The following is a 22,814-nucleotide window of genomic DNA, read 5'->3' as shown; positions in this document are numbered from 1 at the left end:
ACCTGATGGGTCGCGGTGCTCTTTTCGCGGATGAATCCGCTCCTACAGACTGGGGGGCATGTTCTTTTCGCGGATGAATCCGCACCGTAGGAGCGGATTCATCCGCGAAAAGAGCACCACGAACGACCTGATGCACCGCGCTAAAACTTGAAGGATTGCCGTGTACAAACTCCCCACCACCGCCACCGCTCCCTTCTGCCCCTCCGCCGCAAGCGACACGGTGGCCATCCCGGCCAATGCTTCGCTGGGCCGCAAGCTGCTGTTGTTCATGGGCCCTGGCCTGATGATCTCGGTGGGCTACATGGACCCCGGCAACTGGGCCACGGCCATCGAGGCCGGCTCGCGGTTCGGTTATGCGCTGCTGTTCGTGGTGGTGCTGGCCAGCTTGTGCGGCATGGTGCTGCAAAACCTCTGCTCGCGGTTGGGCATCGTCACCGGGCGAGACCTGGCGCAGCTGTCCGCCGAGCGCTACAGCCCTCGGGTGGCCAAGGGGCAGTGGCTGTTGGCCGAACTGTCGATCACCGCCACCGACCTTGCCGAAGTGCTGGGCGCGGCGCTGGCGTTCCACCTGTTGCTGGGCGTCTCGATCACCACGGGGGTGGTGCTCACGGCCTTCGACACGGTGATCGTGCTGGCCTTGCAAGGCGCCAACTTCCGCCGCCTGGAGGCCATCGTGCTGGGCTTGATCGGCACCATCGGTGCCTGCTTCATTGTCGAGCTGGCGTTGATCAAACCGTTCTGGCCGGACGTGGCTGCCGGGCTCAAGCCGTCCTGGGACGTGCTCACCCAGCAAGAACCGCTTTACCTGGCCATCGGCATCCTGGGGGCGACAGTGATGCCGCATAACCTGTACCTGCATTCCTCGGTGGTACAGACCCGCGCCAACCAGGGCGGCGACAAGGCCAGCGCCATTCGCTTCGCGCGCTTTGACACCATCGCCTCGCTGAGCCTGGCGCTGTTCATCAACGCGGCGATCCTGGTGTTGGCTGCGGCGGCCTTTCACCGCAGCGGCCACACCGACGTGGTCGAGATCCAGGACGCCTACCACCTGCTCGACCCGCTGGTAGGCGGCACCTTGGCCAGCATCCTGTTCGGCGTGGCCCTGCTGGCTTCCGGGCAAAGCTCGACCTTCACCGGCACCATTGCCGGGCAGGTGGTGATGGAAGGTTTTTTGAAGGCCAAGATCCCGTGTTACCAACGCCGCCTGATCACCCGGGGCCTGGCGTTGATCCCGGCCTTCATTGGCGTGCTGTGGATTGGCGAGAGTGCGGTGGGCAAGTTGCTGGTATTGAGCCAGGTGGTGTTGAGCCTGCAACTACCATTCGCGCTGTGGCCGTTGATTCGCTTTACCAGCGACCGCAGCCTGATGGGCGAGCACGCCAACAGCCTTGGCACGCGCTGGCTGGCGTGGGGCCTGTTCGGCCTGATCTCGCTGGCCAACCTGATGCTGGTGTGGTTCTGGGTGAGTTGATCAGCCGCCGGTCATGTTCATGAAGCGCACCACTTGTACTTCATCATTGAGCTGGAAGTCATGGCGCCAAGGCTTGAGTTGCATGGCGTCGATAATGGCCTTCTCAAGCTTCTGCGGTTGGCCAGGGTAGCGGCGCATCACGCTTTTGAGGTCTGCCGAATGTTCGTTGCCCAGGCACAGCAGCAAGCGGCCCTCCACGGTCAGGCGCACGCGGTTGCAGGTGGCGCAGAAGTTGTGGCTGTGCGGCGAGATGAAACCGATGCGGCTGTCGGGGGCTTCGGCCAGCCGCCAGTAGCGCGACGGGCCTTGGGTGGAGTCGGTGGACGGCAGCAGGGTGAAGCGTTCGGCGATGCGCTCGCGTACCTGCTCGCTGGAGTAGAAGGCGTCTGCCCGGCTGTGCTCGGCGATCGCGCCCAGGGGCATTTCTTCGATGAAGGAGATGTCCAGGCCGCGGTCGATGGCAAAACTCACCAGGTCGTTGATCTCGTGATCGTTACGGCCTTTCATCACCACGCAGTTGAGCTTGGTGTGGGCAAAGCCTGCGGCGTTGGCCGCATCGATGCCCTTGATCACGCCGGCCAGGTCACCGGTGCGGGTCAGCTCGCGAAAACGCGTGGGGTCCAGGCTGTCCAGGCTGATGTTGAGGCGCTTGAGCCCGGCATCGAACAGGGGCTGGGCGAGTTTGCCCAACTGCGAGCCGTTGCTGGTCATGCACAATTCGTGCAGGCCAGGCAGGGCGGCGATGCGCTGGCACAGCCCGACGATGCCTTGGCGCACCAGCGGCTCACCACCGGTCAGGCGGATCTTGCGGGTGCCCAGGGCCACGAAGGCCTCGGCCACCTGGTAAATCTCTTCCAGGCTGAGGATTTGCTGGCGCGGCAGGAAGGTCATGTCCTCGGCCATGCAGTACACGCAGCGAAAATCACAGCGGTCGGTGACGGACAGGCGCAGGTAGTCGACCTTGCGGTCAAAGCCGTCGCGTAGCACCGGGCGCGCCATCAGTGTTCAACCACCGCCGCGGCGGTTTCAGCGGCAGGCTCGGCGGGCTTGGCCAGTGAAACGAAGTACGCCAGGCCCACGAACACCGCGCCGCCCACGGCGTTGCCAAGGAACACCGGGACCATGTTGTCGGCAAACTGGCCCCAGGTCAGGGCGCCGGCAAAAATGCCGGCCGGGATCACGAACATGTTCGCCACCACGTGCTGGAAGCCGATGGCCACGAAACCCATGATCGGGAACCACATGCCGATGATCTTGCCGGTGACTTCCTTGCTGGCGTAAGACAGCCACACCGCCAGGCACACCATCCAGTTGCAGCCGATGCCGGAAATGAACGCGTGGGTGAAGTCGGCGCTGGCCTTGGCGTTGGCAATGGCCAGGGTCTTGCTCAGGAAGGCGCCTTCGGTCATGCCCAGCACGTGGCCGAAGAAGTAGGCGACGAACAGCGCCCCGGCCAGGTTGGCAACGGTCACCAGCAGCCAGTTGCGCAGCACCGCGAAGGCCGAGATTTGCCCGCTGAACAGGGCCATGGGCAGGGTCATCATGTTGCCGGTCAACAGCTCGCCGCCGCCCAGGATCACCAGGATCAGCCCCAGGGGGAAGACCGCGGCGCCCAACAAGTTGCCCAGCGAGGCCCACGGCCCGGGGATCATGGTGCTGACGTGGATGTCCAGCAAAAAGCCCAAGGCGATAAAGGCACCGGCCAAAAAGCCCAGCACGAGAATGGCCGGCACGGCCATGCGGGATTTCTTGACGCCGGTTTCAACCGCCATGGCGGCGATTTGCTGGGGGGAGTTCAGGGACATTGCAAGGGCTCGGTCAGGTGGTGCGCACGGTGCTCTGCGTTGCAGCGGATGCCTGCGACGTTTTGCGGCATTGATTGCTGGCGAATCTACTGGGCACGCGTGGGAGCGTCTAATCGCTTGTTTCGATGGGGTGATTGAGCGCGTCGATGGATCGGCGGCATCTGGTTCGCGGATAAATCCGCTGCTACAAGGGATCGCGGGCTTGCGGGGTACGGATTTATCCGCGAAACAGCCGCCGCGCTTCTATCCCCAGAACCTGAACAACGCAGTAGACTGTGTCGACTATTCCAAGAAAACCGCGCCCATGGATCATGTCGATCTCTTGCATTCCCAGGCATTGCAGGCCAGTCGTTACGAGCTGTTGGTGCAGGCGGTGGTCGATTATGCCCTGTACATGCTCGACCTCGATGGCACGGTAATCACCTGGAACCCCGGTGCCGAAGGCATCAAGGGTTACCGTGCCGACGAGGTCATCGGCCAGTCTTTCTCGCTGTTTTTCGGTGATGAGGACCGAGCCCAGGGCAAGCCTGCGCAGTTGTTGCAAATCGCGTTGCGCGAAGGCCGTTGCCAGGACGAAGGCTGGCGCCGACGCAAGGACGGGACCCTGTTCTGGGCACTGGCGGTGCTCGACGTGGTGCATGACGAGCAGGGCAACGCCATCGGCTTTGCCAAGATCACCCGCGACATCACCTCGCGCCGTGAAGCCGACCAGCAGTTGGACCTGGTGCGCGCGCAGCTGTTCCAGGCGCAAAAACTCGAGGCCCTGGGCGAGCTGACCGGCGGCTTGGCCCACGACTTCAACAACCTGCTGACCATCATCATCGGTTCGGCCAACCTTGCGCTGAACAGTAAAAAGCCCGAGCGCGTTCAGGCGTTGCTGGCCAATATTCTTGAGGCTGGCGCCCGTGGCAGCCAGTTGACCCAGCAACTGCTGGGCTTTGCCCGGCGCAAGCAACTGCATGTGCAGCGCGTGGCGGTGGGCCCGCTGATCGAGTCGACCCAGGTATTGTTCAGCCAAACCTTGCCCAAGAACATCAGCCTGCAGTTCGACATCGCGGCCCACTTGCCGGACATCGAGATCGAGCCCAGCCAGCTGGAAATGGTACTGCTCAACTTTATCTTCAACGCCCGCGATGCCATCGACGGCGAAGGGCTGATCGTGGTCAAGGCCGATGTCCAGCATCTGCTGGGGAGTTGGGAGAACCTGAGCGGTGATTTCGTGTCCATCAGTGTGACGGACAATGGTTCGGGTATTGATACGCTCACCCAACAGCGTATCTTCGAGCCTTTCTTCACCACCAAACCCTACGGCAAGGGTACAGGCCTTGGGCTGGCACAGGCGTATGGTTTTGCCCGCCAGGTCAATGGCGGGGTACGGGTGCGCAGCGCGCCGGGGCAGGGCACCACCATGACCCTGTTTATTCCGGTGATGGCCGATACAGAGCCACCCCTGGCCGACAAAACGTAATAGAATTCTTTTCTCTTCAAGAGATTACTGACACAGGCAGGACGGAACGTGGAACAGCTAAAACGCCTTGAAAGCGGCATCGAAGGGCTCGACGCTCTGTTGAGGGGTGGGCTCGTGGCTGGTTCGTCCTACATTGTTCAGGGGCGACCGGGTTCGGGCAAAACCATCCTGGCCAACCAGTTGGGCTTCAACCATGTGCGTAACGGTGGCCGGGTGCTGGTGGCCACCTTGCTGGCCGAGTCCCATGAGCGGCTCTTCCAGTATCTGTCCACCCTGAGCTTTTTCGACGCCAGCAAGGTGGGTAACGAGATCCAGTTCGTCAGTGCCTTCGACACCCTGGAAGACGAAGGGCTGGACGAAGTGGTCAAGCTGCTGCGCCGCGAGATCAGCCGGCAGAAGGCCACGGTGCTGATCGTCGACGGCCTGCTCAACGCCCGTTCCAAGGCCGAGTCGCAGATCGACACCAAGAAATTCATCGCCGAACTGCAGGGCCACGCGGCCTTTGCCGGCTGCACCGTGCTGTTCTTGACCAGCTCGCGGTTGGACGATGGCAGCCCCGAGCACACCATGGTCGATGGCGTGATCGAACTGGGCGAAGAGGCCTTTGGCAGCCGCTCGGTGCGCCGCATCCAATTGCGCAAGACCCGGGGTAGCGCTGCGCTGTCGGGCTTGCACGAATGCGAGATCACTGACGATGGCCTGGTGGTGTACCCGCGCCTGGAAAGCCTGTACAGCCATCCCTCGCGACTGGACAACGCCGACCTGCGGCGCCTGACCAGCGGCGTGCCGGCCCTGGACTCGTTGATGGGCGGTGGCTTGCCGCGCTCCTCGGTCACCCTGGCCATGGGGCCTTCGGGCATCGGCAAGACCAGCCTGGGCATCCAATTCTTGGCGGCCTGCAGCGTCGATGAGCCGGGCTTGCATTTCGGCTTCTACGAATCGCCGCAGCGCCTCACCATCAAGGCCAAGGCGCTGGGCCATGACCTGCAGGCCTTGGTCGACAGCGGTGCCTTGCACCTGACCTGGCAGCCGACCACCGAAGGTTTGCTCGACGGCCTGGGCGCCCGATTGCTGCGCCAGGTCGACGAATGGAACATCAAGCGCGTGTTGATCGATAGCCTCGGTGGCATGGCCCGCTGCGCCGTCAGCACGGTGCGCCTGACCGAGTTCTATAGCGCCCTGATGGGCGAGCTGCGTGCCCGTGGCGTGACGGTTTTCGCCACTTGGGAAATCCGCGGTCTGTTCGGCCCGGAGATCAGTTCACCGGCGCCCGACCTCTCCAGCATGGTCGATAACATCCTGCTGTTGCGGTTTGTCGAATATGAGGCTGAACTAAAACGGCTGTTGTCCATACTTAAGGTAAGGGACAGCGTTTATGACCCGTCACTTTTGGAGCTGGTCATCGACGATCAGGGAATCGATTTGAAAAAGGCTTTCAAACATGCAGAGGCTGTGCTGTCCGGTAGCGCCTCGAACATCAGTAACCCCTGATGCCGGCCAGGTCTAGTTGATATGGCAACCATCCTGATCGTCGACGATGAGTACCTCATCGCCCAGATACTCGAGTTCGCGCTCGAGGACGAGGGCTATGGGGTAGTCACCGCATCCAATGGCAAAAAGGCCTTGGACGTGATCGATCGGGAGCGGCCAGACCTGATCATCACCGACTTCATGATGCCGACGATGGACGGGTTGGAGTTTGCCCGGGCTGTGCGCAAGCGCCCGGAACTGCAAAAGGTACCGATCCTGTTGATGAGCGGTGCCCAGGGCAGCGTCGGGCGCGCCTCGCCCGACCTGTTCGCGGCGGTGTTCGACAAGCCTTTCAAGCTTGAAGACATTACCTTGATGGTGAATCAATTGTTGGGGCGCCCACCAGGGATTGATCGGAGCTGATCAATGCCCGCAGCGTTTTGACGATCATCGCTACGTCCAAGGCTTGGAGTGTCAACGGCGGCAGCAGCCGAATCGTGCTGCCACGGGTGACGTTAATCAACAACCCGTGAGCTTGCGCTGCTTCGACCATCAGGTGACGACAGGGTTGATGCAGGTCGATACCGATCATCAGCCCATGGCCGCGTACGCTACGCACTGCCGGGTGATTGCCCAGCGCTTCGCGCAGCCCCGCCAGCAAGGCCTGGCCCTGGCGCGCGGCATTGGCCAGCAACCCTTGCTGTTCGATGATGTCCAGCACCGTGCACCCCACCCGGCACACCAGCGGGTTACCGCCAAAGGTGCTGCCATGGCTGCCGGGGCCAAACAGCTGGGCAGCGATCCCGGTGGCCAGGCAGGCGCCGATGGGCAGGCCATTGCCCAAGGCTTTGGCCAGGGTCATCACGTCGGGTACGATGCCTTCGTGCTGAAAGGCGAACCACCGGCCAGTGCGGCCCAGGCCGGTCTGGATCTCGTCCAGCATCAACAGCCATTGCTGGGTGTCGCAGTGTTCGCGCAAGGCCTTGAGGTAACCGGTGGGGGCGATTTGCACGCCGCTTTCGCCTTGCACCGGCTCCACCAGCACGGCGACGATGCGCTGGCCATGGGTTTGCGTCACCGCCTGCAAGGCGATCAGGTCACCGAACGGCACCTTGATGAAGCCCTCCACCAGCGGCTCGAAACCGGCCTGGCAACTGGGGCTGTCGCTGGCCGACAGGGTGGCGAAGGTGCGCCCGTGAAAGCTGTTCTCCATCACTACCACCAGCGGCTGGCGCACGCCCTTGCGGTTGGCGTACAGGCGCGCCAGCTTGAGCGCGGTTTCGTTGGCCTCGGCGCCGGAGTTGCAGAAGAACGCGCGCTGCATGTTCGCAAGCCCGGTCAGGCGCTCGGCCAGTTTATGTTGCCAGTCGATGATGTATAGGTTGGAGGTGTGCAACAGCAGGCCGGCCTGGTCGCGAATGGCTTCGACGATGCGCGGGTGCGAATGCCCGACATTGGTCACGGCGACCCCGGCCAGGGCATCCAGGTATTCGTTGCCGGCGGCGTCCCACAGGCGGGTGCCCAGGCCTTTGGTAAAGCTGATGGGCAGGGGCTGGTAGTTGTTCATCAGGGCATTCATGGCACACGGCTCCGTGTTCGCAGGGTGTGCAGCGAGTATCTTTTACCAGTAGGGCGTGATAAACCCGCTATTACTGATAACACTTTAAAGCCAGGGTTGATAATGGACGTGTTTCAAGCCATGCAGGTGTTCGTGCGAGTGGTGGAAACCGGCAGCATGACGGCCGCCGGGGAAGCGAGCGGGCTGTCCACCACCATGGTCGGCAACCACTTGCGGGCCCTGGAGCAGCGCCTTGGTGCGAGCCTGTTGCGTCGCACCACCCGCCGCCAAAGCCTGACCGAGTTCGGCCATGCCTATTACCAGCGTTGCCTGGATATCCTTGGCCAGGTCAGCGCCGCCGAGCAATTGGCCGAGCAGGTGCAGGCCGTGCCCCACGGCACCCTGCGCATCACTGCGCCACCGACCTTCGGTGCCGAAAGCCTGATGCCGGCCTTGGCCGATTACCTGGCGGCACACCCTGCGGTGAAGCTCGACGTGGTGCTGACTGATCGCGTGGTCGACCTGGTGGAGGAGGGCTTCGATGCCGCCATTCGCCTCGGCACCCTGGAAAACTCCAGCCTGATCGCCCGGCCTTTGGTCGACTACGGCCTGACCATCTGCGCTTCGCCCGGCTACCTCCAGCGTTGCGGCCAGCCTGCCACGCCCCAGGCGTTGGCCGATCACGACTGCCTGTCGTTCTCCTATCCGGCCGGCACCGAGTGGCGCTGGACGGAAAAACAATGGCGCCTGCGCGGTTCGGACGGTGAGGAGGTCACGGTCGACATCAGCGGCCGCATCGCCGTCAACAGCGCCCCGGCCCTCAAGCGCGCAGCCCTCAGCGGGCTGGGCATCGCCATGCTGCCCGATGCCCTGGTGCGCGAGGAACTGGCCGAAGGCAAGTTGCAGGCGCTGCTCACCGACCATCGCTTGCCGGTGCGCCCGATGCATCTGGTGTACGTACAAGAGCGCTACCGCTCGCCCAAGTTGCGCAGTTTTGTGGAGTATGTGGTGCGGGTGATGGGGTAGCGAAAAAGGGTGGTACGCCGTTCTTCCTAGATACTGCCGAACGCTGCTGTGGGGTCTGAAGGGGCCCTGTGTGCGCCTGTCACAACCTGTCCCGCGCCACCCCGCTGCGGATACGCACGATATCGGCCAGTACCGCCAGAGCGATCTCGGCCGGTGTCTTGCTGCCCAGGTTCAGGCCGATCGGCGCGTGCACCCGGGCCAGGTCCGTCTCGCTTAGCCTGCCGATGCGGCGCAGGCGTTCCAAGCGTTTGGTGGAGGTTTGCATCGAGCCCATCACGCCGATGTAGAAGGCTTCGGTGCGCACCGCTTCCATCATGGCCAAGTCGTCGATGCGCGGGTCGTGGGTCAGCGCCACCACGGCGGTGTCGCGGTGGCAGCCGCCGGCGGCGATGAACACCGAGGGCAGTTGCCGACGGATCTCGACGCCCTCCAGCACCACGCCGTCGAGCACCTCCTCGCGCGGGTCGCACAGGACCACTTCAAAGCCCAGGCCGACGCCCAATTGCGCGCAGGCGTGGGCGACGCTGGAGTAGCCGGCCAGCAGCAAGCGTTGCGCGGCACCGACCCGCAGCCGCACCCGATCGATCTCGCGTTCGATGCGCGGGCCTTGTTCGGTGTCGGCCTGCAGGCTGCGTGCGCCGGTGTGCAGGTCGACTTCGCGAATCAGCCGGCCGTGTCCTTGTAGCGCTGATTCCAGCGCACGCAGGTGCTCCAGCACTTGGCAATCGTTGCCCAAGTGCTCGACCAGTACGTCGAGCACGCCGCCGCAGGGCAGGCTGACCTGTGCCCGTGGCTCGTCACCCGCACCGTAGCGCACCACGCTGACTGCTTGGCGAAACTCACCCTCCTGGATACGTGCCAGAAAATCATCTTCCACGCAGCCGCCCGACAACGAGCCCAGCCATTGGCCTTGCCCGTTGACTACCAGCAACGAGCCCGGCGCACGGGGCGCCGAACCATAGGTGGCGAGCACCGTGCACAGCCACACCGGCTGGCCTGCGGACAACCAGGCCAGTGCGCGCTGCAGCACTTGCAGGTCCAGGTGCTGCATGTCAGTGGGCTCCGTGTTCGGCGGCCGGGGCCTGGGCTTCGAGCGCCTGCACGTCAGCCACCGTCAGCTCTGCGGTTTGCCCGCCGAAGCCTTGGCGCAGGTAATTGAGCAGGTCAGTCAGTTGCTCGGTGCCCAGTTTGTCGGCAAAGCCCGGCATGGGTTGCATGTGCTCGAACCCTGCGAACTTCTGTTCGCCGATACCGTCCTCGATCACCCGCACCAGGTTGCGCGGATCTTCCAGGCGCAAGGTGGTGTTGCCGCGCATCGCCACCGCAACGTGCGGTTTGCCTTCGCCTTCGGGGGCGTGGCAGCCGGCGCACACGTTCAGGTATTGCTGGCGGCCGCGCTGGGCGCTGGGGCCCAGGTCGGCCAGCGCGACCGTTGCAGGCGCCTTGGCCGCAGGTGGCTGGTCGCCCAGCAGGTAGGTGGCCATGGCCGAAAGGTCCGGGTCGTTCAGGCCCTGGGTGCTGTTGTGGAACACCGGGAACATCTCGTTGAACATCGTGCCTTGGGCGCTCATGCCGTGCTTGAGGAAGCTGCTCAGGTCTTGATGATCCCAGCCGCGGGCGGCCAGGTCATCGGCCAACAGGCTGGGCGCCAGGTAGCCATTGAGCAGCCCGCCGGTGAGGCGCTTGTCTTGCTGCATGGCGCCGGGCAGGCCGCGCGGGGTGTGGCATTCGCCACAGTGGCCAAGCACTTCGACCATGTATTGCCCGCGCGCCCAGGCCTCGCTTTTGCCCTGGGCGGGCGCAAGCTTCAGGTCATTGCCGTACAGCATGTTCCAGCCCATCAGGCCCAGGCGCACGTTGAACGGGAAGGCCAGGTGGGTCACGGGGGCAGGGCGGTTGATCGGCTCCACGGTTTTCAGGTACGCATGAATGGCGTCGGAGTCGGCGCGCGGCATCAGGTGGTACGAGGTGTAGGGCATGGCCGGGTACAGGTTGGCACCATCCCGACGCTTGCCCTCGGTGAGGGCGGCAAAGAATTCGTCGTCGCTGTACAGGCCGATGCCGTGTTCCTTGTCCGGGGTGATGTTGGTGCCATAGATGGTGCCGAATGGCGAGACGATCGGCAGCCCGCCGGCGAACGGCGCGCCACCGGGTACGGTGTGGCAGGCCATGCAGTCGGCGGCGCGAGCCAGGTATTGGCCGCGGGCCACCTGTTCATCGGCGTGCGCGGCCAACAGCGGGGTGCACAGGGTGAGCGCCAAGGCCAGGCGCGACAGTGTAGGTGTCATGCTTAGCCCTCCTTGACTAGGCCGAGATCGGTCAGCACGTTGCGCGTGGCGTTGTAGTAGCGCACGTAGCCGGTGCAGCGGCACACGTGTTGCCCCAGGCTGTCTTCGATCACCTGTTCCAACTGGCTTTTGACCACGGGCTGGCGTTGCAGCTTTTCCACCAGCACGGTGGCGGCGTTGACGAAGCCGGGCGCGCAGTAGCTGCACTGGAAAGCAAATTCATCGACGAAGCGTTGCTGGATCGGGCTCAGCGCAATGACCTTGCCGTCGGCATCGCGCGAGGCGTGGCCTTCGATGGTGCGCACGGTCTTGCCTTCGAAATAGTGCACGCCGGTGATGCAGGTGCGCACTTGCTCGCTGGTGCCGTCGGGGTTGTCGACGATCACCACGCAAGCGTGGCAGATGCCCTGGCCGCAGCCCAGGCGTGAGCCGGTGAGGTTTTCGTATTCGTGCAGGTAGTCGAGCATCGGCAGGTCATCAGGGACGTCCACGGGGCCGACGGGTTGACCGTTGAGGGTCAGGTTGAGCGCACGGTTAGCCATTGAGGGCCTCCTTGATACGAGCAGAAGTGATCGGCAGGTCGCGCACGCGCTTGCCAATGGCGTGGGCCACGGCGTTGCCGATGGCGCCGACCACAGGGATCATCACCACTTCGGCAATGCCCTTGGACGGGTCGCTGGGTGACAGCGGCGGCAGAATCTCCGCCGTCTGGTTCCACACCGCCACGTGCCGGGCCATGGGCAGGCGGTAGCGGTTGAAGTTCCAGTCACCTTCGCCCGGCCCCCCTTCGTACAGGGGCATTTCTTCCATCAGCGCATGGCCGATGCCCATGGCGATGCCGCCTTCGAGCTGGCCCTTGACCAGTTCGGGCACCAGCACGCGGCCGCACTCCACCCAGGAATGGTGGTTGAGTACCGAAACCTCGGCCGAGCCCTTGTTCACTTTTACTTCCACCAAGGTTGCGACCGGACTGTAGTAGGTCACCGCCGCGTTGTTCAGTTGGGTGGCCGGGTATTGCACGTTCTGCCGATCGAGCAGGTGGAAGCCTGCGCTGCTCATCTGCGCCTTCTTGATGCCGGGGGCGCCGTCACCGTATTTCACGGCCAGGCCGTCCAGCGGCAGGCGTTCGCGCACGCCGTCGATGCTGTATTCGGCCTCGGCCCAGCTCCAGCGATTGAAGCCGTGCACCGTGGCACCGGTGACCAGGCCGCGGGCGTGGGCGTGCTTGGCCAACTGGGCGAAGGGCAAAGGCTGCATGCCGTTGGCGGTGAGTTGGCCGTCGACCCAGTAGGCGTCTTCGCGGCGCACCACGTAAGGGTTGGCCTGGCCGCCAAACGGGCCTTGGCGCCAGATCTCCAGGGCCGCTGGCCACAAGCCGTGGTTGAACAGCACGCGGGCGGCTTCGCGGGTGGCGTGGCTGAAGTAGAACGCCGAGTTGGTGGCCGATGAGGCCGAGGCGATCTTGCCCACCCAGCGCGGGTTACGCAGGTTGGCGTCCTGTTCGGCCTGGCTCATGATGTAGGGGTTGCCACCGCTGGTGAGCTGAAGCTCGTCCCACTCGGTTTCACCGGTCTTGACCTCGGTGGCGGGCAGGCCGAGGAAGTCGGCCACCACCAAGGCCTGGGAGGTGGACATGCCGGTGCCGATCTCGATGCCGATGTGGCGCAAGGTGATGTGGCCTTCGGCGGTGTACTCGATGCTGGCCATGGGCGCTTCGCTGCCGGTACCGAAGTCTTTCTGGCAGATGGCAAAACCCACGCCGTACCAGTTGTCTGGGTCTGCCGCTTCACGCTGCTGCTTGAGCGCGTCGCGGTTTTTCCAGACCGGATGGCTGGCGGCCTTGTCGAGGATTTCGTGCAGGCGCAAAGCACCGGCCGGGATCGCGCCCTGGGTGTTTTTCATGCCCGAGCGCAGGGCGTTCTTGCGGCGCAGGTCGATGGCGTCGACCTTGAGGCGCCCGGCGATTTCGTCGACCATCATTTCGGTGGACGCCATGCTTTGCAGGGTGCCGTAGCCGCGCATGGAGCCGGCCTCGACGCCACGCGAGTGGTAGGCGGTCACTTGCAAATCGTTCTGCGGCATGTAGTAGATCGACTGCGCGGCAGTGGCGCCCACGGCAGCCACGGAGGGGCTGTAGTTGATGCGCCCACCGCCGTCGACGTTCATCTCGGCGCGAAAGATCTGGAAGCTGTGGTCGGTCTTGTCCACGGCCAATTGGTAGCGGATATCGAACGGGTGGCGCTTGATGCCGCTCTGGAATTGCTCGTAGCGGTCGTTGGCCAGGCGCACCGGCACACCTGCGCCATACAGCGCGGCCAGGGCTGCGTAGTAGACGAAGATGTTGTGGTCTTTGGAGCCGTAGCCCACGGTGTAGCCGGGGTGCATGTTCAGCTTGGCCAGGCCGAAGCGCGAGGGGGCGATCATCTTCGCCGTTTCCGTCGCCGCTTCCAGCGGGCATTGGGTAGCCACCACAAAATGCAGGGTCTTGCTGGCGGGGTCATACCAGCCGTTGCCGTTGTCCGGCTCCATGGCCGCCGGCTCAATGGACGGCGTCTTGTAGCGCTCGTCGAACACCAGCCAGTTGTCGGGCGGGGTCTGCAGTTGCTGCTGCATGCGCTGGGCGTAGAACAGGCCGCGCTCGGTCAGGTTGCCGTGCAGGTCGGGCTGGGAGTTCCACACCGGGCGGCGGTTCTTCAGCATCGGGAACAGGATCGAGTCCTTGAGGCTGGCGAATTCGTCTTCGTCGGCCGAGGTGGCGCCGCCCACGCGCACGTAGCGGAAGCTGCCGTAAGGGTCACGCTCGTAGAAGGGCACCTTGGCGCCGTAGCGGATGGCCTTGTCGTTGAACTTGAGTTGGTTCTTGGCCTGGCGGAAGCGCTCGAAGTCGTTCCAGATCAGGATCGCCACCGGGTGGCCGATGAACATCGGCACCTGGCCCACCGGCAGCAACGGGTCGGGAGCGTGGTCTTCGGGGAAGACGATGCCGTCCTTGTCCAGGTCCTGGGCGGTGACGATGCGATCGGGTTGCAGCTCGGGGCTCAGCCACGACAGGTCGTACCCCGCGTAGAGCCGGTCGGCCTTGGTGATCTTCAACAACATGGCGTGGCCCTGTTGCTGGGGCCAGCCGGCCATGTCCTTGGCGCGGATGTCGCGGGCGAATACTTTGCTGCCGCAGACCTTGGACAAGGCATCGTTACGCGAACGCGCCTTGCCGTTGTTGCCCAGCCACTGTTCGGAAGGCACGGTCACGCTGCTTTCCTTGAGTGCCGCCAGGGCCTGGCCGCTGAGGGGCGTGAGCGTCACGCTGACGCCCGCAATCAGCCCGCCTTGCAGGAAGGAGCGCCGGGAGAAATCACGGTTGGACATCAAACATCCTCTGGGCAGTACAGGGTCCGCCCATGTCGTTGTAGGTGTTGTTATTGAGGTCACGCAGATGCCCTTGCAGCGGGTGCGAAGGGCGGAACATTGGCAGTTAAAAGCTGACCTGAAAGTTAACTTTATCGGTTTCCCTGGCGTAAAGCAAAGCAAAGCGGCGGGCGGCGGCTGTGTTTCATGTGGCCATTACCGGTAGTATTCGTGTCCCGATCCGTGTTTTGTGCTTTACGCCATGGCCCTCGCCGCACCTCCCGATTTGTCCAACACCCGCATGCCGGTGCAACCCTTGGCCCGTACTTACGTGCGTGGGCATTTCGTGGAGCCGCACCAGCACGCCTGGGGCCAGGTGCTGTACGCGATGTCGGGGGTAATGTGGGTGCAAACCCCGCACGAAGCGCTGGTGGTGCCGCCGCAGCGGGCGGTGTGGTTGCCACCCGGCGTGGCCCACGGGATACGGGTGGTGTCGGACCTGGAAATGCGCAACATCTATGTGCCGCCGCACACCGCTGCCACGCTGGAAGGCACGGTGCAGGTGCTGGAAGTGGGGCGCTTGCTGCGCGAATTGATCCTGAACCTGGTGGAGCAGCGCGAGCAGAGCGACCGGCCGTACTACGATGCGTTGGCGCGCCTGGCGCTACTGGAGCTTGGCCGGGCGCGGCGTACCTTGATCAAGGTGCCGATGCCCGGCGGCTCGGACCGGCGCTTGATGAACCTGTGCCAGGCGGTGATGGATTCGCCGTCGCTGGACATCGCGTTCGAGCAGCATGCCGAGCACGTGGGCGCCAGCGTGCGGACCTTGTCGCGGTTGTTTCAGGCGGCGTTAGGGATGGGGTTCGCACAGTGGCGGCGGGATGTGCAACTGGCCACGGCGGTGGCGGAGTTGATCCAGGGGGTGCCGGTAAGCGTGATCGCACGGTCGCTGGGGTATACGCCCAGCAGCTTCAGTGACATGTTCCGGCGGGCGCTGGGGGTGGCGCCTTCGCAGTATGTTGCCCGGTGAGGGCGGGCCCACCCCAGCGCTCTCTCAGGGGAGAGGGCTGGGCCATGGGCTTGGGACGCCTCACGGGATCCGGGTAATTTCCACGCCACTTTGCAACAGCTGAAAACGGTCTTCACCCAAGTGGGTCACACGGTCGCCAATGGCCAGGCGATAGGTGGTCTTGGGTGCCGAAAGAGTGCTGTCATCCAAGCTCTGAACCGATTCCTGGAATTCGTGCACCGGGTAGATGCGGCCTTCGGCATCCCGTGCATGAAATTGTCCAACGAGTACTGCAGCCATTTGATTTACAACCTCTGGAAAAATCCGGTAGATAACTTCTGCCCCTGTAGACCACTGTTTTATAGGGGAAGTTTTACCGGATGTGAAAAAAAACCGGGCAAGCGGCGGGTAGCATAAAGCTTTGTGCAGCCGGCAGGGCGATAACGGATAAGCGGCAGACTGCGCCACCATCATCTATACCTACCCTTCCTTTTGTCAGCATGTGGGAGTTGCCATGAGCAAGGTCTATTCGGTTGCGGTGTTGGTCGGCAGCCTGCGCAAAGCCTCCATCAACCGCAAGGTCGCCTTGGCGCTGGCGGACCTGGCACCGGCCACGCTGTCGTTGAAGATCATCGAGATCGGCGATCTGCCGTTGTACAACGAAGACATCGACGTGAATCCACCCGCCAGTTATACAGCGTTTCGCCAGGCACTGGGGGGCTGTGATGCGGTGTTGTTCGTGACGCCGGAGTACAACCGCTCGGTGCCGGCACCGCTGAAGAACGCCATCGACGTGGGTTCGCGGCCTTACGGGCAGAGTTCCTGGGGCAATAAACCGGGGGCGGTGATCAGTGTGTCGCCGGGGGCGGTGGGTGGTTTTGGCGCCAACCATCATTTGCGCCAGTCCATGGTGTTCCTGAATGTGCCGATGATGCAGCAGCCCGAAGCCTACGTGGGCAATGCCGGGGCGTTGTTCGATGACGCGGGGCACTTGTCGGAGAAGAGCAAGCCGTTCCTGCAGAGCTTTATCGATGCGTTCGCCACCTGGGTCGAGCAACACAAGAAGTGAGCCTTGCCCTGTGCGAGCGCGGCTTGCCGGCGATGGCGTCCCTGAGGGCCCCATCGCCGGCAAGCCGCGCTCGCACAAAAGCCCCATCAGTGGCCTCGATCAGACTGCCTGCGGCATCTCGCCCGCCGCCAGGCGGCGGTTGATGTCTTCGATCACCTGCGGCAGCTCGTTGATGGTGTCGATCAGGTAGTGCGGGCGCGAGCTTTCAAACATCGCGTGGATGCGCGTGCGCTCGCTGGCCAGCGTCGCGGCCGGCAGCGCCTTGTAGCCCTCGTAGGTCAGCCCCAGCGCATTGCCCGAGCACACCAGCGCGACGGTCCACATGCCGGCGCGGCGGCCTTCCAGGATGCCCGGCACGGTGTCATCGACCTTCACGCAGGCGGCGACGTCGTCAATCCCCAGGGCAATCACGTTGGCCAGGGCCTGGGCAGGCCATGGGCGACCGTTGGGCACTTCGTCGGTGGCCACCACGTGGTCGGCGACGTAGCCGTTTTTTTCCGCAAGCTCCACCACCTTGGCCATGACCACGGCCGGGTAGCCGGAGCACGAACCGATCTTCAAACCGTGCTGGCGCAGTTGGGTGATGGTGTCCAGGGCGCCGGGGATCAGCGCCGAATGGGCGGCGATCTTCTCGATCTGCAGCGGCATGAAACGGTTGTAAATGGCGGTCACGTCATCGTCGGTGGGCGCGCGGCCGAATACTTTTTTGTAGCGCTCGCTGATGGCCGGGATGTCGCACAGGGTGCGGATGTGGTCCCACTTGCCCATGCCCATCGGGCCCCGTGCCTCTTCGATGGACACCTGCACGTCGAACTCGCCAAAGGCTTCGACAAAGATCTGGGTGGGGGCGAAGGAGCCGAAGTCGACCACGGTGCCGGCCCAGTCGAGGATCACGGCTTGGGTCTTGCTTGGGTTGTTGTAGTTCATGGGGTGCTCCTGAGCAAAATCGTGAAAAAAGGGAGTTAGATGTCCAGCACTTCCATCTCGCGCAGCACCTGCGCAATCGCATCCACCGCTGCCTGCATGCCGCTGCGGTCGACGCAGCCAATGCAGCCCACGCGGAAGGTTTCAACCTGGGTCAACTTGCCGGGGTAGAGGATGAAACCCTTGGCCTTGACCCGTTCGTAGAAGTCTTTGAACTGGTAGCGCGGGTCTTCGGGGGCGTGGAAGGTGACGATGATTGGCGCCTGGATGGCCGCCGGCAGAAAACTGCGCAGGCCGATGCTGGCCATGCCGTCGAGCAAGGTCTGGCAGTTGTCGGCGTAGCGCTGGTGCCGGGCCTGCAGGCCGCCTTCTTCAACATACTGCAGCAGCGCTTCGTGCAGCGCCGCCACCACGTGGGTGGGTGGGGTGAAGCGCCACTGGCCGGTCTTGGCCATGTAGGCGTGCTGGTCGTACAAGTCCATGGCCAGGGAGTGGCTGTTGCCTTCGGCTTTCGCCAGGGCCTGTTGGTGGGTGAACACGAAGCCCATGCCGGGCACGCCTTCCAGGCACTTGCCGGAGGCTGCGATCAAGGCGTCGAAGGGCACTTGTTGGGCGTCGATCGGCAGGGCGCCGAAGCTGCTCATGGCGTCGATGATCAGGCGCTTGCCGTGCTGCGCAATGACGTGGGCGATCTCGGGCAGCGGGTTGAGGATGCCGGTGCTGGTTTCGCAGTGGATCAGCGCCACGTGGGTGATGCTCGGGTCTTCGCGCAGCAGGCGGTCGACGTCGCCTGGGGTGGTGGGATCGTCTTCGGCGGTTTCGAAGGTGCTGAAGGCGCGGCCCAGCACTTTGCAGATTTTTGCCAGGCGCGTGCCGTAGGCGCCGTTGATCAGCACCAGCACCTTGCCGTCGCGCGGCACCAGGGTGCCGATGGCGGCTTCCACGGCGAATGTACCGCTGCCTTGCAGGGGCACGCAGTGGTGGCTGGCACTGGCGTTGAGGATGCCGAGCAGTTGCTCGCACACACTGGCGGTCAGTTGGTTGAAGCTGTCATCCCATGAGCCCCAGTCCAGCATCATGGCCTGGCGGGTACGGGCAGAAGTGGTCAGTGGTCCTGGCGTCAGCAGTATGGGCGCGGCGGTGCTCATGGTGGTTCCTCGCAAGCGGTGGGCTGAACTTACGGGGGCTAAGTTGCAATTTGGCAAAGCATCAATCAAATTGTTTGTTGTTATGCCAACTATAAGTCAGGCCGATCCATGAACCTTTTTCAGCTACGCGCCTTCGATGCAGTGGCCCGCGAGGGCAGTTTCACCCGGGCTGCCAGCCGGCTGTTCATCAGCCAGCCGGCGGTCACCGGGCACATCAAGGCCCTTGAAGAGCACTACCAGATTACCCTTTTGCGGCGCACTGCCCGGCGGGTGGAGCTGACGGAGGAAGGCATCAAGCTTGCGGCCATCACCCGCGCCATGTTTGGCCTGGCCGAAGAGGCCCAGGTGCTGCTGGAGGCCAACCGGCAACTGCTGACCGGGCGCCTGGAGGTGGCCGCCGACGGCCCGCACCGGGTGATGCCGATGCTGGCCAGCCTGCGGGCGCGCTACCCCGGCATCACGGTGAACCTGCGCCTGGGCAACGCCCAGGAGACCCTGGCAGCGCTGCTGTCCGAGCACGCCGACGTGGCGGTGATGACCGAGGTGGAGCCGCGCAAGGGCCTGCACCTGCAGACACTGACCGCCTCGCACATCTGCGCGCTGGTACCGGCCGGGCATGAGTGGGAAGGGCGCTCGATCCAGATCAAGCAACTGGACCAGCAGATCATGGTGTTGCGCGAGCCGAACTCGATCACCCGGCGCACCTTTGACTCGGCCTGTGCCCAGGCTGGGATTCACCCACGGGTGCTGCTGGAGCTGGACAGCCGCGAGGCTGTGACGGAGGCGGTGGCGGCGCAGTTGGGGATCGGCATCGTCTCCTCGGTGGAGGTCAGCCATGACCCACGGGTGATCGCGGTGCCGGTGAGTGGGGCGGGGTTGGTCAACCGGCACATGATCGGCTGCCTGGAACGGCGACGCGAGTTGCGTCTGATTCAGGCGTTCATGGCCTTGGCACCGGTTACGCCGGCTCCGCCATAATCTCCAGGAAGGTCGCCACTACCCGCCGGGTCTGCTGTTCGCGCAAACACACCAGGTTCTCGGTCAGGCGCCGTTGGCAATCGATAATCGGCAACACGCACACCCGCGCATCGGCGCCCACTTCGGCCGCCGACACCACGCCCACGCCAATCCCCACCACCACCGCTTCGCGCGCTGCCTCCCGGCCTTCCACCTGGATCGCCGGGCGGATGCGCAGGCCACGGGCGTGCATTTCCTCTTCCAGGGTTTGCCGGGTGACCGAGCCGGTCTCGCGCAGCACCAGTGGTGTGTCGTCAAGGTCGGCCAAGTGGATGCTGGTGCGCCCGGCCCACGGGTGGCTCTTGGAAACAAACGCCACCATCGAGGCATCGCGCAACGGCACGATCAGCAGGCGCTCGTCTTCGATGTCGCGGCCGATCAGGGCCAGGTCCGCCTGGTAGCTGAACAATCGCCCCAGCGAGTCGTCGGTGTTGCCGGTTTCGATCTTCACGGTAATGCCGGGGTAGCGCTGGCAAAACCTGGCGATCTGCGGCAACACGTGCACGGGGGCGTCCACCGCCAGGGTCAGGCTGCCGGTCTGCAGGGCCTGGGAATCCTGCAACAGCTCGAAGGCCTCGGCCTCGCTCACGAACAGGCGTTGGGTGATGGCCAGCAGGCGTTCACCCAGGTCGGTGAGGTGCACCGAGCGCTTGTTGCGGTTGAACAGCTGCACGCTGAAACGCTCTTCGAGCTTGCGCACTTGATCGGAAATCGCAGGTTGGGTCAGGAACAGTTTTTCGGCAGCGCGGGTGAAGCTGCCGGCCACGGCAACGGCGTGGAAGGCTTTGAGTTGGGCGTGGGAAACGGCCATGGCAATCCTTACAAGCTGAGCTTATGAGTGAAATACGATAAATCGATTTCACTTATGTGTCTGTAATTGTTTCTATCGCTTCCAGCTCGATTGTCGGACACAGATCTACGACGAGTCACGGGTTTAACCACCCGGCTGACCAGGTGCGGGCCCGCCCTGAAGTGCTTATCACAATAAAAATATTGGCGTTTTTACTTCGAACTCTGCCGGCACACTCAACCCCCGAGGTCAGACTCACATGACACAGCACATCGCATCCCTGAAGCGTTGGCGCACGCAGATTTTCGCGATCACCTGGTTGGCCTATGCCGCCTTCTACTTCACCCGCAAAGCGTTCTCCGTGGCCAAGCTGGGCATCAGCGACGACCCCACCTTCCACCTCGACAAAATGGCCATGGCCAACCTGGATGGTATCTACCTGGCGGCCTACGCCGTGGGGCAGTTCACCTGGGGCATGCTCGCCGACCGCTTTGGCCCACGGGTAGTGGTGCTGGGCGGCCTGGTGATATCGGCCCTGGCGGCCTTGGTGATGGGCACATACGCGACCTTTCCGATCTTCGCCACCTGCATGCTGATCCAGGGCATGGCCCAGTCCACCGGCTGGTCGGGGTTGTGCAAGAACATCGGCAGCTTTTTTCCCGCCGAGCAACGCGGCCGGGTACTGGGCTGGTGGAGTTCGTGCTACGCCTTCGGCGGCCTTGTGGCTTCACCCTTCGCCGGGTATTGGGCCTACACCGTGTTCGGCAACTGGGAGGCGGCGTTTGTCTCCTGCGCCGTCGTGGTCGGGCTGGTGGCCGTATTGTTCTTTATTTTCCAGCGCAACACGCCGCAAGACGTGGGCTTGCCGCCGGTGGAGCCGCAAGTGCAGGTCCAGGCCGCAGCCCATGTCACCAGTGTCTGGGCGCCGCTGCGCGAGGTGCTGCGCAACCGCACGGTACTGGTGCTGGGGCTGGCGTATTTCATGCTCAAGCCAGCACGTTATGCGATTTTGCTTTGGGGGCCGGTGATTGTCTTCGAGCAGATGCCGCAAGTGGGCAAGGTGGGTGCGGCCATTGTGCCGACGGCCTTTGAACTGGCCGGGTTGCTGGGCCCGATCATGATCGGCATGGCCTCCGACAAGCTGTTTGGTGCCCGGCGCATGCCGGCCTGTGTGATCAGTTTGCTGGCATTGACCGTGACCTTGGCCTTGTTCATGGGCGCCATGCACACCGGCAGCGTGATGGTGGTGGTGAGCTTGTTGTTTGTGATGGGCCTGACCCTGTACGGGCCGGACGCCATGATCAGCGGTGCGGCGGCGATCGACTTCGGCACCGCCAAGGCCGGGGCTACGGCAGCCGGCTTCGTCAACGGCTGCGGGTCGGTGGGGGCGGTCCTGGGTGGCCTGTTGCCGGGCTATTTCGATACGGTCACGGTGTTTATCGTGTTCGCCGGTTGCGCGCTGTTTTCCGCAGCCGTGCTGGTGCCGCACTGGAACAGCCGGCCCGTGAGCCTGAAGGTTGCCGATACGCCTGAGCCTGCGCTGAACATCAAACCCCTGCGCACCTGATATGCCCTTTCCCGGTCAGGTCTCGGCAGACTGACCGGGTTTTTTTGTCGATTGGCCGGTGGTGCGTATAAACTGGCGCGATGCGCTGATCGATACCGGCATCGGCGCCAAAGAAAGAGAGTCGACATGGGCGCACAGTGGAAAGTTAAACACAGAGAAGCAGCAGCCAACGCCAAAGGGCGGATTTTTGGCAAGCTGTCCAAGGAAATTTCGATCGCTGCTCGTTCCGGCACCGACCCGGACACCAACGCGCGGTTGCGCCTGGTGATCGAGCAGGCGAAAAAAGCCTCGATGACCCGCGAAACCCTGGAACGCGCCATCAAGAAAGGCGCCGGCATTGGCGGCGACGCCGTGCACTACAGCCTGGTCAAATACGAAGGCTTTGCCCCGCACCAAGTGCCGGTGATCGTCGAGTGCCTGACCGACAACGTCAACCGCACCGTATCGCAAATCCGCGTGCTGTTTCGCAAGGGCACCCTGGGCGCCGAAGGCTCGGTGTCGTGGGACTTCAACCACGTGGGCATGATCGAAGCGACCCCGGTCAACCCGGACGCCGATGCCGAAATGGCCGCCATCGAAGCCGGCGCGCAGGATTTCGACGAGGGCGAGGAGGAGGGCCAGACCCTGTTCATCACCGAAGTCACCGACCTTGACGCCGTGTGCAAGGCGCTGCCGGAGCAGGGCTTCACCGTGGTCGCGGCCAAGATCGGCTACACCTCGAAAAACCCAGTGTCGGGTTTGAGCGACGAGCACATGGCGGAAGTCGAAGCGTTCCTGGAAGCCATCGACGAGAACGATGACGTGCAGAACGTGTACGTGGGCCTGGCGGGCTAAACCCCTTAGGAGCGGCGAACCGCCG

Annotated in this window: 21 protein-coding genes; 10 read left to right on the top strand and 11 right to left on the bottom strand. The window is 63.6% G+C overall.

What is annotated here, in order from left to right; genetic code table 11:
* The first annotated feature begins 160 nt into the window (after positions 1-160).
* Positions 161-1,471: an Nramp family divalent metal transporter gene (locus L9B60_RS02560; RefSeq protein ID WP_283780554.1), complete on the top strand. Its 1,311-nt coding sequence runs from the start codon at positions 161-163 to the stop codon at positions 1,469-1,471.
* Here L9B60_RS02560 and moaA read toward each other — a convergent pair whose 3' ends face one another.
* Positions 1,472-2,470: a GTP 3',8-cyclase MoaA gene (gene moaA / locus L9B60_RS02555; protein WP_249675888.1), complete on the bottom strand. Its 999-nt coding sequence runs from the start codon at positions 2,468-2,470 to the stop codon at positions 1,472-1,474.
* The gene (locus L9B60_RS02550) at positions 2,470-3,276 is read right to left on the bottom strand and encodes a formate/nitrite transporter family protein (protein WP_249675886.1); all 807 of its coding nucleotides are present in this window, start codon (positions 3,274-3,276) and stop codon (positions 2,470-2,472) included. Before L9B60_RS02550 ends, moaA begins: the two co-directional genes overlap by 1 nt.
* A gap of 304 nt (positions 3,277-3,580) precedes the next feature.
* Here L9B60_RS02550 and L9B60_RS02545 point away from each other — a divergent pair, with 304 nt between their 5' ends.
* The 3 genes from L9B60_RS02545 to L9B60_RS02535 are packed head-to-tail and all read left to right on the top strand — an operon-like array spanning position 3,581 to position 6,637.
* Positions 3,581-4,744 (top strand): two-component system sensor histidine kinase NtrB, encoded by a 1,164-nt coding sequence (locus L9B60_RS02545; protein ID WP_249675883.1) that lies wholly within the window; start codon positions 3,581-3,583, stop codon positions 4,742-4,744.
* Positions 4,745-4,792: 48 nt separating this feature from the next.
* Positions 4,793-6,235, top strand: a complete 1,443-nt coding sequence (locus L9B60_RS02540; protein WP_249675882.1) for an ATPase domain-containing protein — start codon at positions 4,793-4,795, stop codon at positions 6,233-6,235.
* A 21-nt stretch (positions 6,236-6,256) separates the two neighbouring features.
* Positions 6,257-6,637, top strand: a complete 381-nt coding sequence (locus L9B60_RS02535) for a response regulator (protein ID WP_249675879.1) — start codon at positions 6,257-6,259, stop codon at positions 6,635-6,637.
* Here the strand turns inward: L9B60_RS02535 and L9B60_RS02530 are convergent.
* Positions 6,582-7,793 carry an aspartate aminotransferase family protein gene (locus tag L9B60_RS02530; RefSeq protein ID WP_249675877.1) on the bottom strand — a complete coding sequence of 404 codons (1,212 nt, stop codon included), beginning with the start codon at positions 7,791-7,793 and terminating at the stop codon, positions 6,582-6,584. The genes L9B60_RS02535 and L9B60_RS02530 overlap by 56 nt on opposite strands.
* A gap of 102 nt (positions 7,794-7,895) precedes the next feature.
* Between L9B60_RS02530 and L9B60_RS02525 the strand changes: the two genes are divergently transcribed.
* Positions 7,896-8,798 carry a LysR family transcriptional regulator gene (locus L9B60_RS02525; protein ID WP_249675874.1) on the top strand — a complete coding sequence of 301 codons (903 nt, stop codon included), beginning with the start codon at positions 7,896-7,898 and terminating at the stop codon, positions 8,796-8,798.
* Positions 8,799-8,877: 79 nt separating this feature from the next.
* Here the strand turns inward: L9B60_RS02525 and L9B60_RS02520 are convergent, their stop codons facing one another.
* The 4 genes from L9B60_RS02520 to L9B60_RS02505 are packed head-to-tail and all read right to left on the bottom strand — an operon-like array spanning position 8,878 to position 14,452.
* On the bottom strand, positions 8,878-9,849 hold the full coding sequence (locus tag L9B60_RS02520) for an XdhC family protein (protein ID WP_249675873.1): 972 nt from the start codon (positions 9,847-9,849) through the stop codon (positions 8,878-8,880).
* Position 9,850: 1 nt separating this feature from the next.
* Positions 9,851-11,086 carry a cytochrome c gene (locus tag L9B60_RS02515; RefSeq protein ID WP_249675872.1) on the bottom strand — a complete coding sequence of 412 codons (1,236 nt, stop codon included), beginning with the start codon at positions 11,084-11,086 and terminating at the stop codon, positions 9,851-9,853.
* 2 nt (positions 11,087-11,088) lie between these two features.
* A complete protein-coding gene (locus tag L9B60_RS02510) occupies positions 11,089-11,628 on the bottom strand; it encodes a (2Fe-2S)-binding protein (RefSeq protein ID WP_249675870.1) in 540 nt (179 codons plus the stop codon).
* Entirely contained in the window at positions 11,621-14,452 is a 2,832-nt protein-coding gene (locus tag L9B60_RS02505; protein ID WP_249675868.1) for a xanthine dehydrogenase family protein molybdopterin-binding subunit, read from the bottom strand. The genes L9B60_RS02510 and L9B60_RS02505 overlap by 8 nt, the downstream gene beginning before the upstream one ends.
* A gap of 241 nt (positions 14,453-14,693) precedes the next feature.
* Here L9B60_RS02505 and L9B60_RS02500 point away from each other — a divergent pair, with 241 nt between their 5' ends.
* Entirely contained in the window at positions 14,694-15,461 is a 768-nt protein-coding gene (locus L9B60_RS02500; RefSeq protein WP_249675867.1) for an AraC family transcriptional regulator, read from the top strand.
* Positions 15,462-15,521: 60 nt separating this feature from the next.
* Here L9B60_RS02500 and L9B60_RS02495 read toward each other — a convergent pair whose 3' ends face one another.
* Entirely contained in the window at positions 15,522-15,740 is a 219-nt protein-coding gene (locus L9B60_RS02495; RefSeq protein WP_249679643.1) for a hypothetical protein, read from the bottom strand.
* Between the two features lie 214 nt (positions 15,741-15,954).
* Between L9B60_RS02495 and L9B60_RS02490 the strand changes: the two genes are divergently transcribed.
* The gene (locus tag L9B60_RS02490) at positions 15,955-16,509 is read left to right on the top strand and encodes an NADPH-dependent FMN reductase (RefSeq protein ID WP_249675865.1); all 555 of its coding nucleotides are present in this window, start codon (positions 15,955-15,957) and stop codon (positions 16,507-16,509) included.
* 99 nt (positions 16,510-16,608) lie between these two features.
* Here L9B60_RS02490 and phnX read toward each other — a convergent pair whose 3' ends face one another.
* Both phnX and L9B60_RS02480 read right to left on the bottom strand, forming a co-directional pair.
* Positions 16,609-17,436, bottom strand: coding sequence for a phosphonoacetaldehyde hydrolase (gene phnX / locus L9B60_RS02485; protein ID WP_249675863.1), 828 nt, complete (start codon positions 17,434-17,436; stop codon positions 16,609-16,611).
* A gap of 35 nt (positions 17,437-17,471) precedes the next feature.
* Complete coding sequence (locus L9B60_RS02480) at positions 17,472-18,581, bottom strand: 2-aminoethylphosphonate--pyruvate transaminase (protein ID WP_249675862.1); 1,110 nt, start codon at positions 18,579-18,581, stop codon at positions 17,472-17,474.
* 108 nt (positions 18,582-18,689) lie between these two features.
* Between L9B60_RS02480 and L9B60_RS02475 the strand changes: the two genes are divergently transcribed.
* The gene (locus tag L9B60_RS02475; protein WP_249675861.1) at positions 18,690-19,559 is read left to right on the top strand and encodes a LysR substrate-binding domain-containing protein; all 870 of its coding nucleotides are present in this window, start codon (positions 18,690-18,692) and stop codon (positions 19,557-19,559) included.
* Here the strand turns inward: L9B60_RS02475 and L9B60_RS02470 are convergent.
* Positions 19,540-20,409: a LysR substrate-binding domain-containing protein gene (locus L9B60_RS02470; RefSeq protein ID WP_249675858.1), complete on the bottom strand. Its 870-nt coding sequence runs from the start codon at positions 20,407-20,409 to the stop codon at positions 19,540-19,542. The genes L9B60_RS02475 and L9B60_RS02470 overlap by 20 nt on opposite strands.
* 238 nt (positions 20,410-20,647) lie before the next feature.
* Between L9B60_RS02470 and L9B60_RS02465 the strand changes: the two genes are divergently transcribed.
* Complete coding sequence (locus tag L9B60_RS02465; RefSeq protein ID WP_249675856.1) at positions 20,648-21,955, top strand: MFS transporter; 1,308 nt, start codon at positions 20,648-20,650, stop codon at positions 21,953-21,955.
* A gap of 126 nt (positions 21,956-22,081) precedes the next feature.
* Positions 22,082-22,789 (top strand): YebC/PmpR family DNA-binding transcriptional regulator, encoded by a 708-nt coding sequence (locus tag L9B60_RS02460; RefSeq protein WP_249675854.1) that lies wholly within the window; start codon positions 22,082-22,084, stop codon positions 22,787-22,789.
* The last annotated feature ends 25 nt before the right edge of the window (positions 22,790-22,814 follow it).

Source organism: Pseudomonas abieticivorans, assembly GCF_023509015.1.
In the GTDB taxonomy this organism is placed as follows: domain Bacteria; phylum Pseudomonadota; class Gammaproteobacteria; order Pseudomonadales; family Pseudomonadaceae; genus Aquipseudomonas; species Aquipseudomonas abieticivorans.
The sequence above is the reverse complement of the archived record's forward strand: the minus strand, read 5'-3'. Positions and strand labels throughout refer to the sequence as shown.

Bases quoted from the DNA above. Each gene is read 5' to 3' on its own strand.
- moaA (WP_249675888.1), bottom strand. From the start codon at position 2,470: ATGGCGCGCCCGGTGCTACGCGACGGCTTTGACCGCAAGGTCGACTAC.
- L9B60_RS02550 (WP_249675886.1), bottom strand. From the start codon at position 3,276: ATGTCCCTGAACTCCCCCCAGCAAATCGCCGCCATGGCGGTTGAAACC.
- L9B60_RS02545 (WP_249675883.1), top strand. From the start codon at position 3,581: ATGGATCATGTCGATCTCTTGCATTCCCAGGCATTGCAGGCCAGTCGT.
- L9B60_RS02535 (WP_249675879.1), top strand. From the start codon at position 6,257: ATGGCAACCATCCTGATCGTCGACGATGAGTACCTCATCGCCCAGATA.
- L9B60_RS02530 (WP_249675877.1), bottom strand. From the start codon at position 7,793: ATGAATGCCCTGATGAACAACTACCAGCCCCTGCCCATCAGCTTTACC.
- L9B60_RS02525 (WP_249675874.1), top strand. From the start codon at position 7,896: ATGGACGTGTTTCAAGCCATGCAGGTGTTCGTGCGAGTGGTGGAAACC.
- L9B60_RS02520 (WP_249675873.1), bottom strand. From the start codon at position 9,849: ATGCAGCACCTGGACCTGCAAGTGCTGCAGCGCGCACTGGCCTGGTTG.
- L9B60_RS02515 (WP_249675872.1), bottom strand. From the start codon at position 11,086: ATGACACCTACACTGTCGCGCCTGGCCTTGGCGCTCACCCTGTGCACC.
- L9B60_RS02510 (WP_249675870.1), bottom strand. From the start codon at position 11,628: ATGGCTAACCGTGCGCTCAACCTGACCCTCAACGGTCAACCCGTCGGC.
- L9B60_RS02505 (WP_249675868.1), bottom strand. From the start codon at position 14,452: ATGTCCAACCGTGATTTCTCCCGGCGCTCCTTCCTGCAAGGCGGGCTG.
- L9B60_RS02500 (WP_249675867.1), top strand. From the start codon at position 14,694: ATGGCCCTCGCCGCACCTCCCGATTTGTCCAACACCCGCATGCCGGTG.
- L9B60_RS02495 (WP_249679643.1), bottom strand. From the start codon at position 15,740: ATGGCTGCAGTACTCGTTGGACAATTTCATGCACGGGATGCCGAAGGC.
- L9B60_RS02490 (WP_249675865.1), top strand. From the start codon at position 15,955: ATGAGCAAGGTCTATTCGGTTGCGGTGTTGGTCGGCAGCCTGCGCAAA.
- phnX (WP_249675863.1), bottom strand. From the start codon at position 17,436: ATGAACTACAACAACCCAAGCAAGACCCAAGCCGTGATCCTCGACTGG.
- L9B60_RS02480 (WP_249675862.1), bottom strand. From the start codon at position 18,581: ATGAGCACCGCCGCGCCCATACTGCTGACGCCAGGACCACTGACCACT.
- L9B60_RS02475 (WP_249675861.1), top strand. From the start codon at position 18,690: ATGAACCTTTTTCAGCTACGCGCCTTCGATGCAGTGGCCCGCGAGGGC.
- L9B60_RS02470 (WP_249675858.1), bottom strand. From the start codon at position 20,409: ATGGCCGTTTCCCACGCCCAACTCAAAGCCTTCCACGCCGTTGCCGTG.
- L9B60_RS02465 (WP_249675856.1), top strand. From the start codon at position 20,648: ATGACACAGCACATCGCATCCCTGAAGCGTTGGCGCACGCAGATTTTC.
- L9B60_RS02460 (WP_249675854.1), top strand. From the start codon at position 22,082: ATGGGCGCACAGTGGAAAGTTAAACACAGAGAAGCAGCAGCCAACGCC.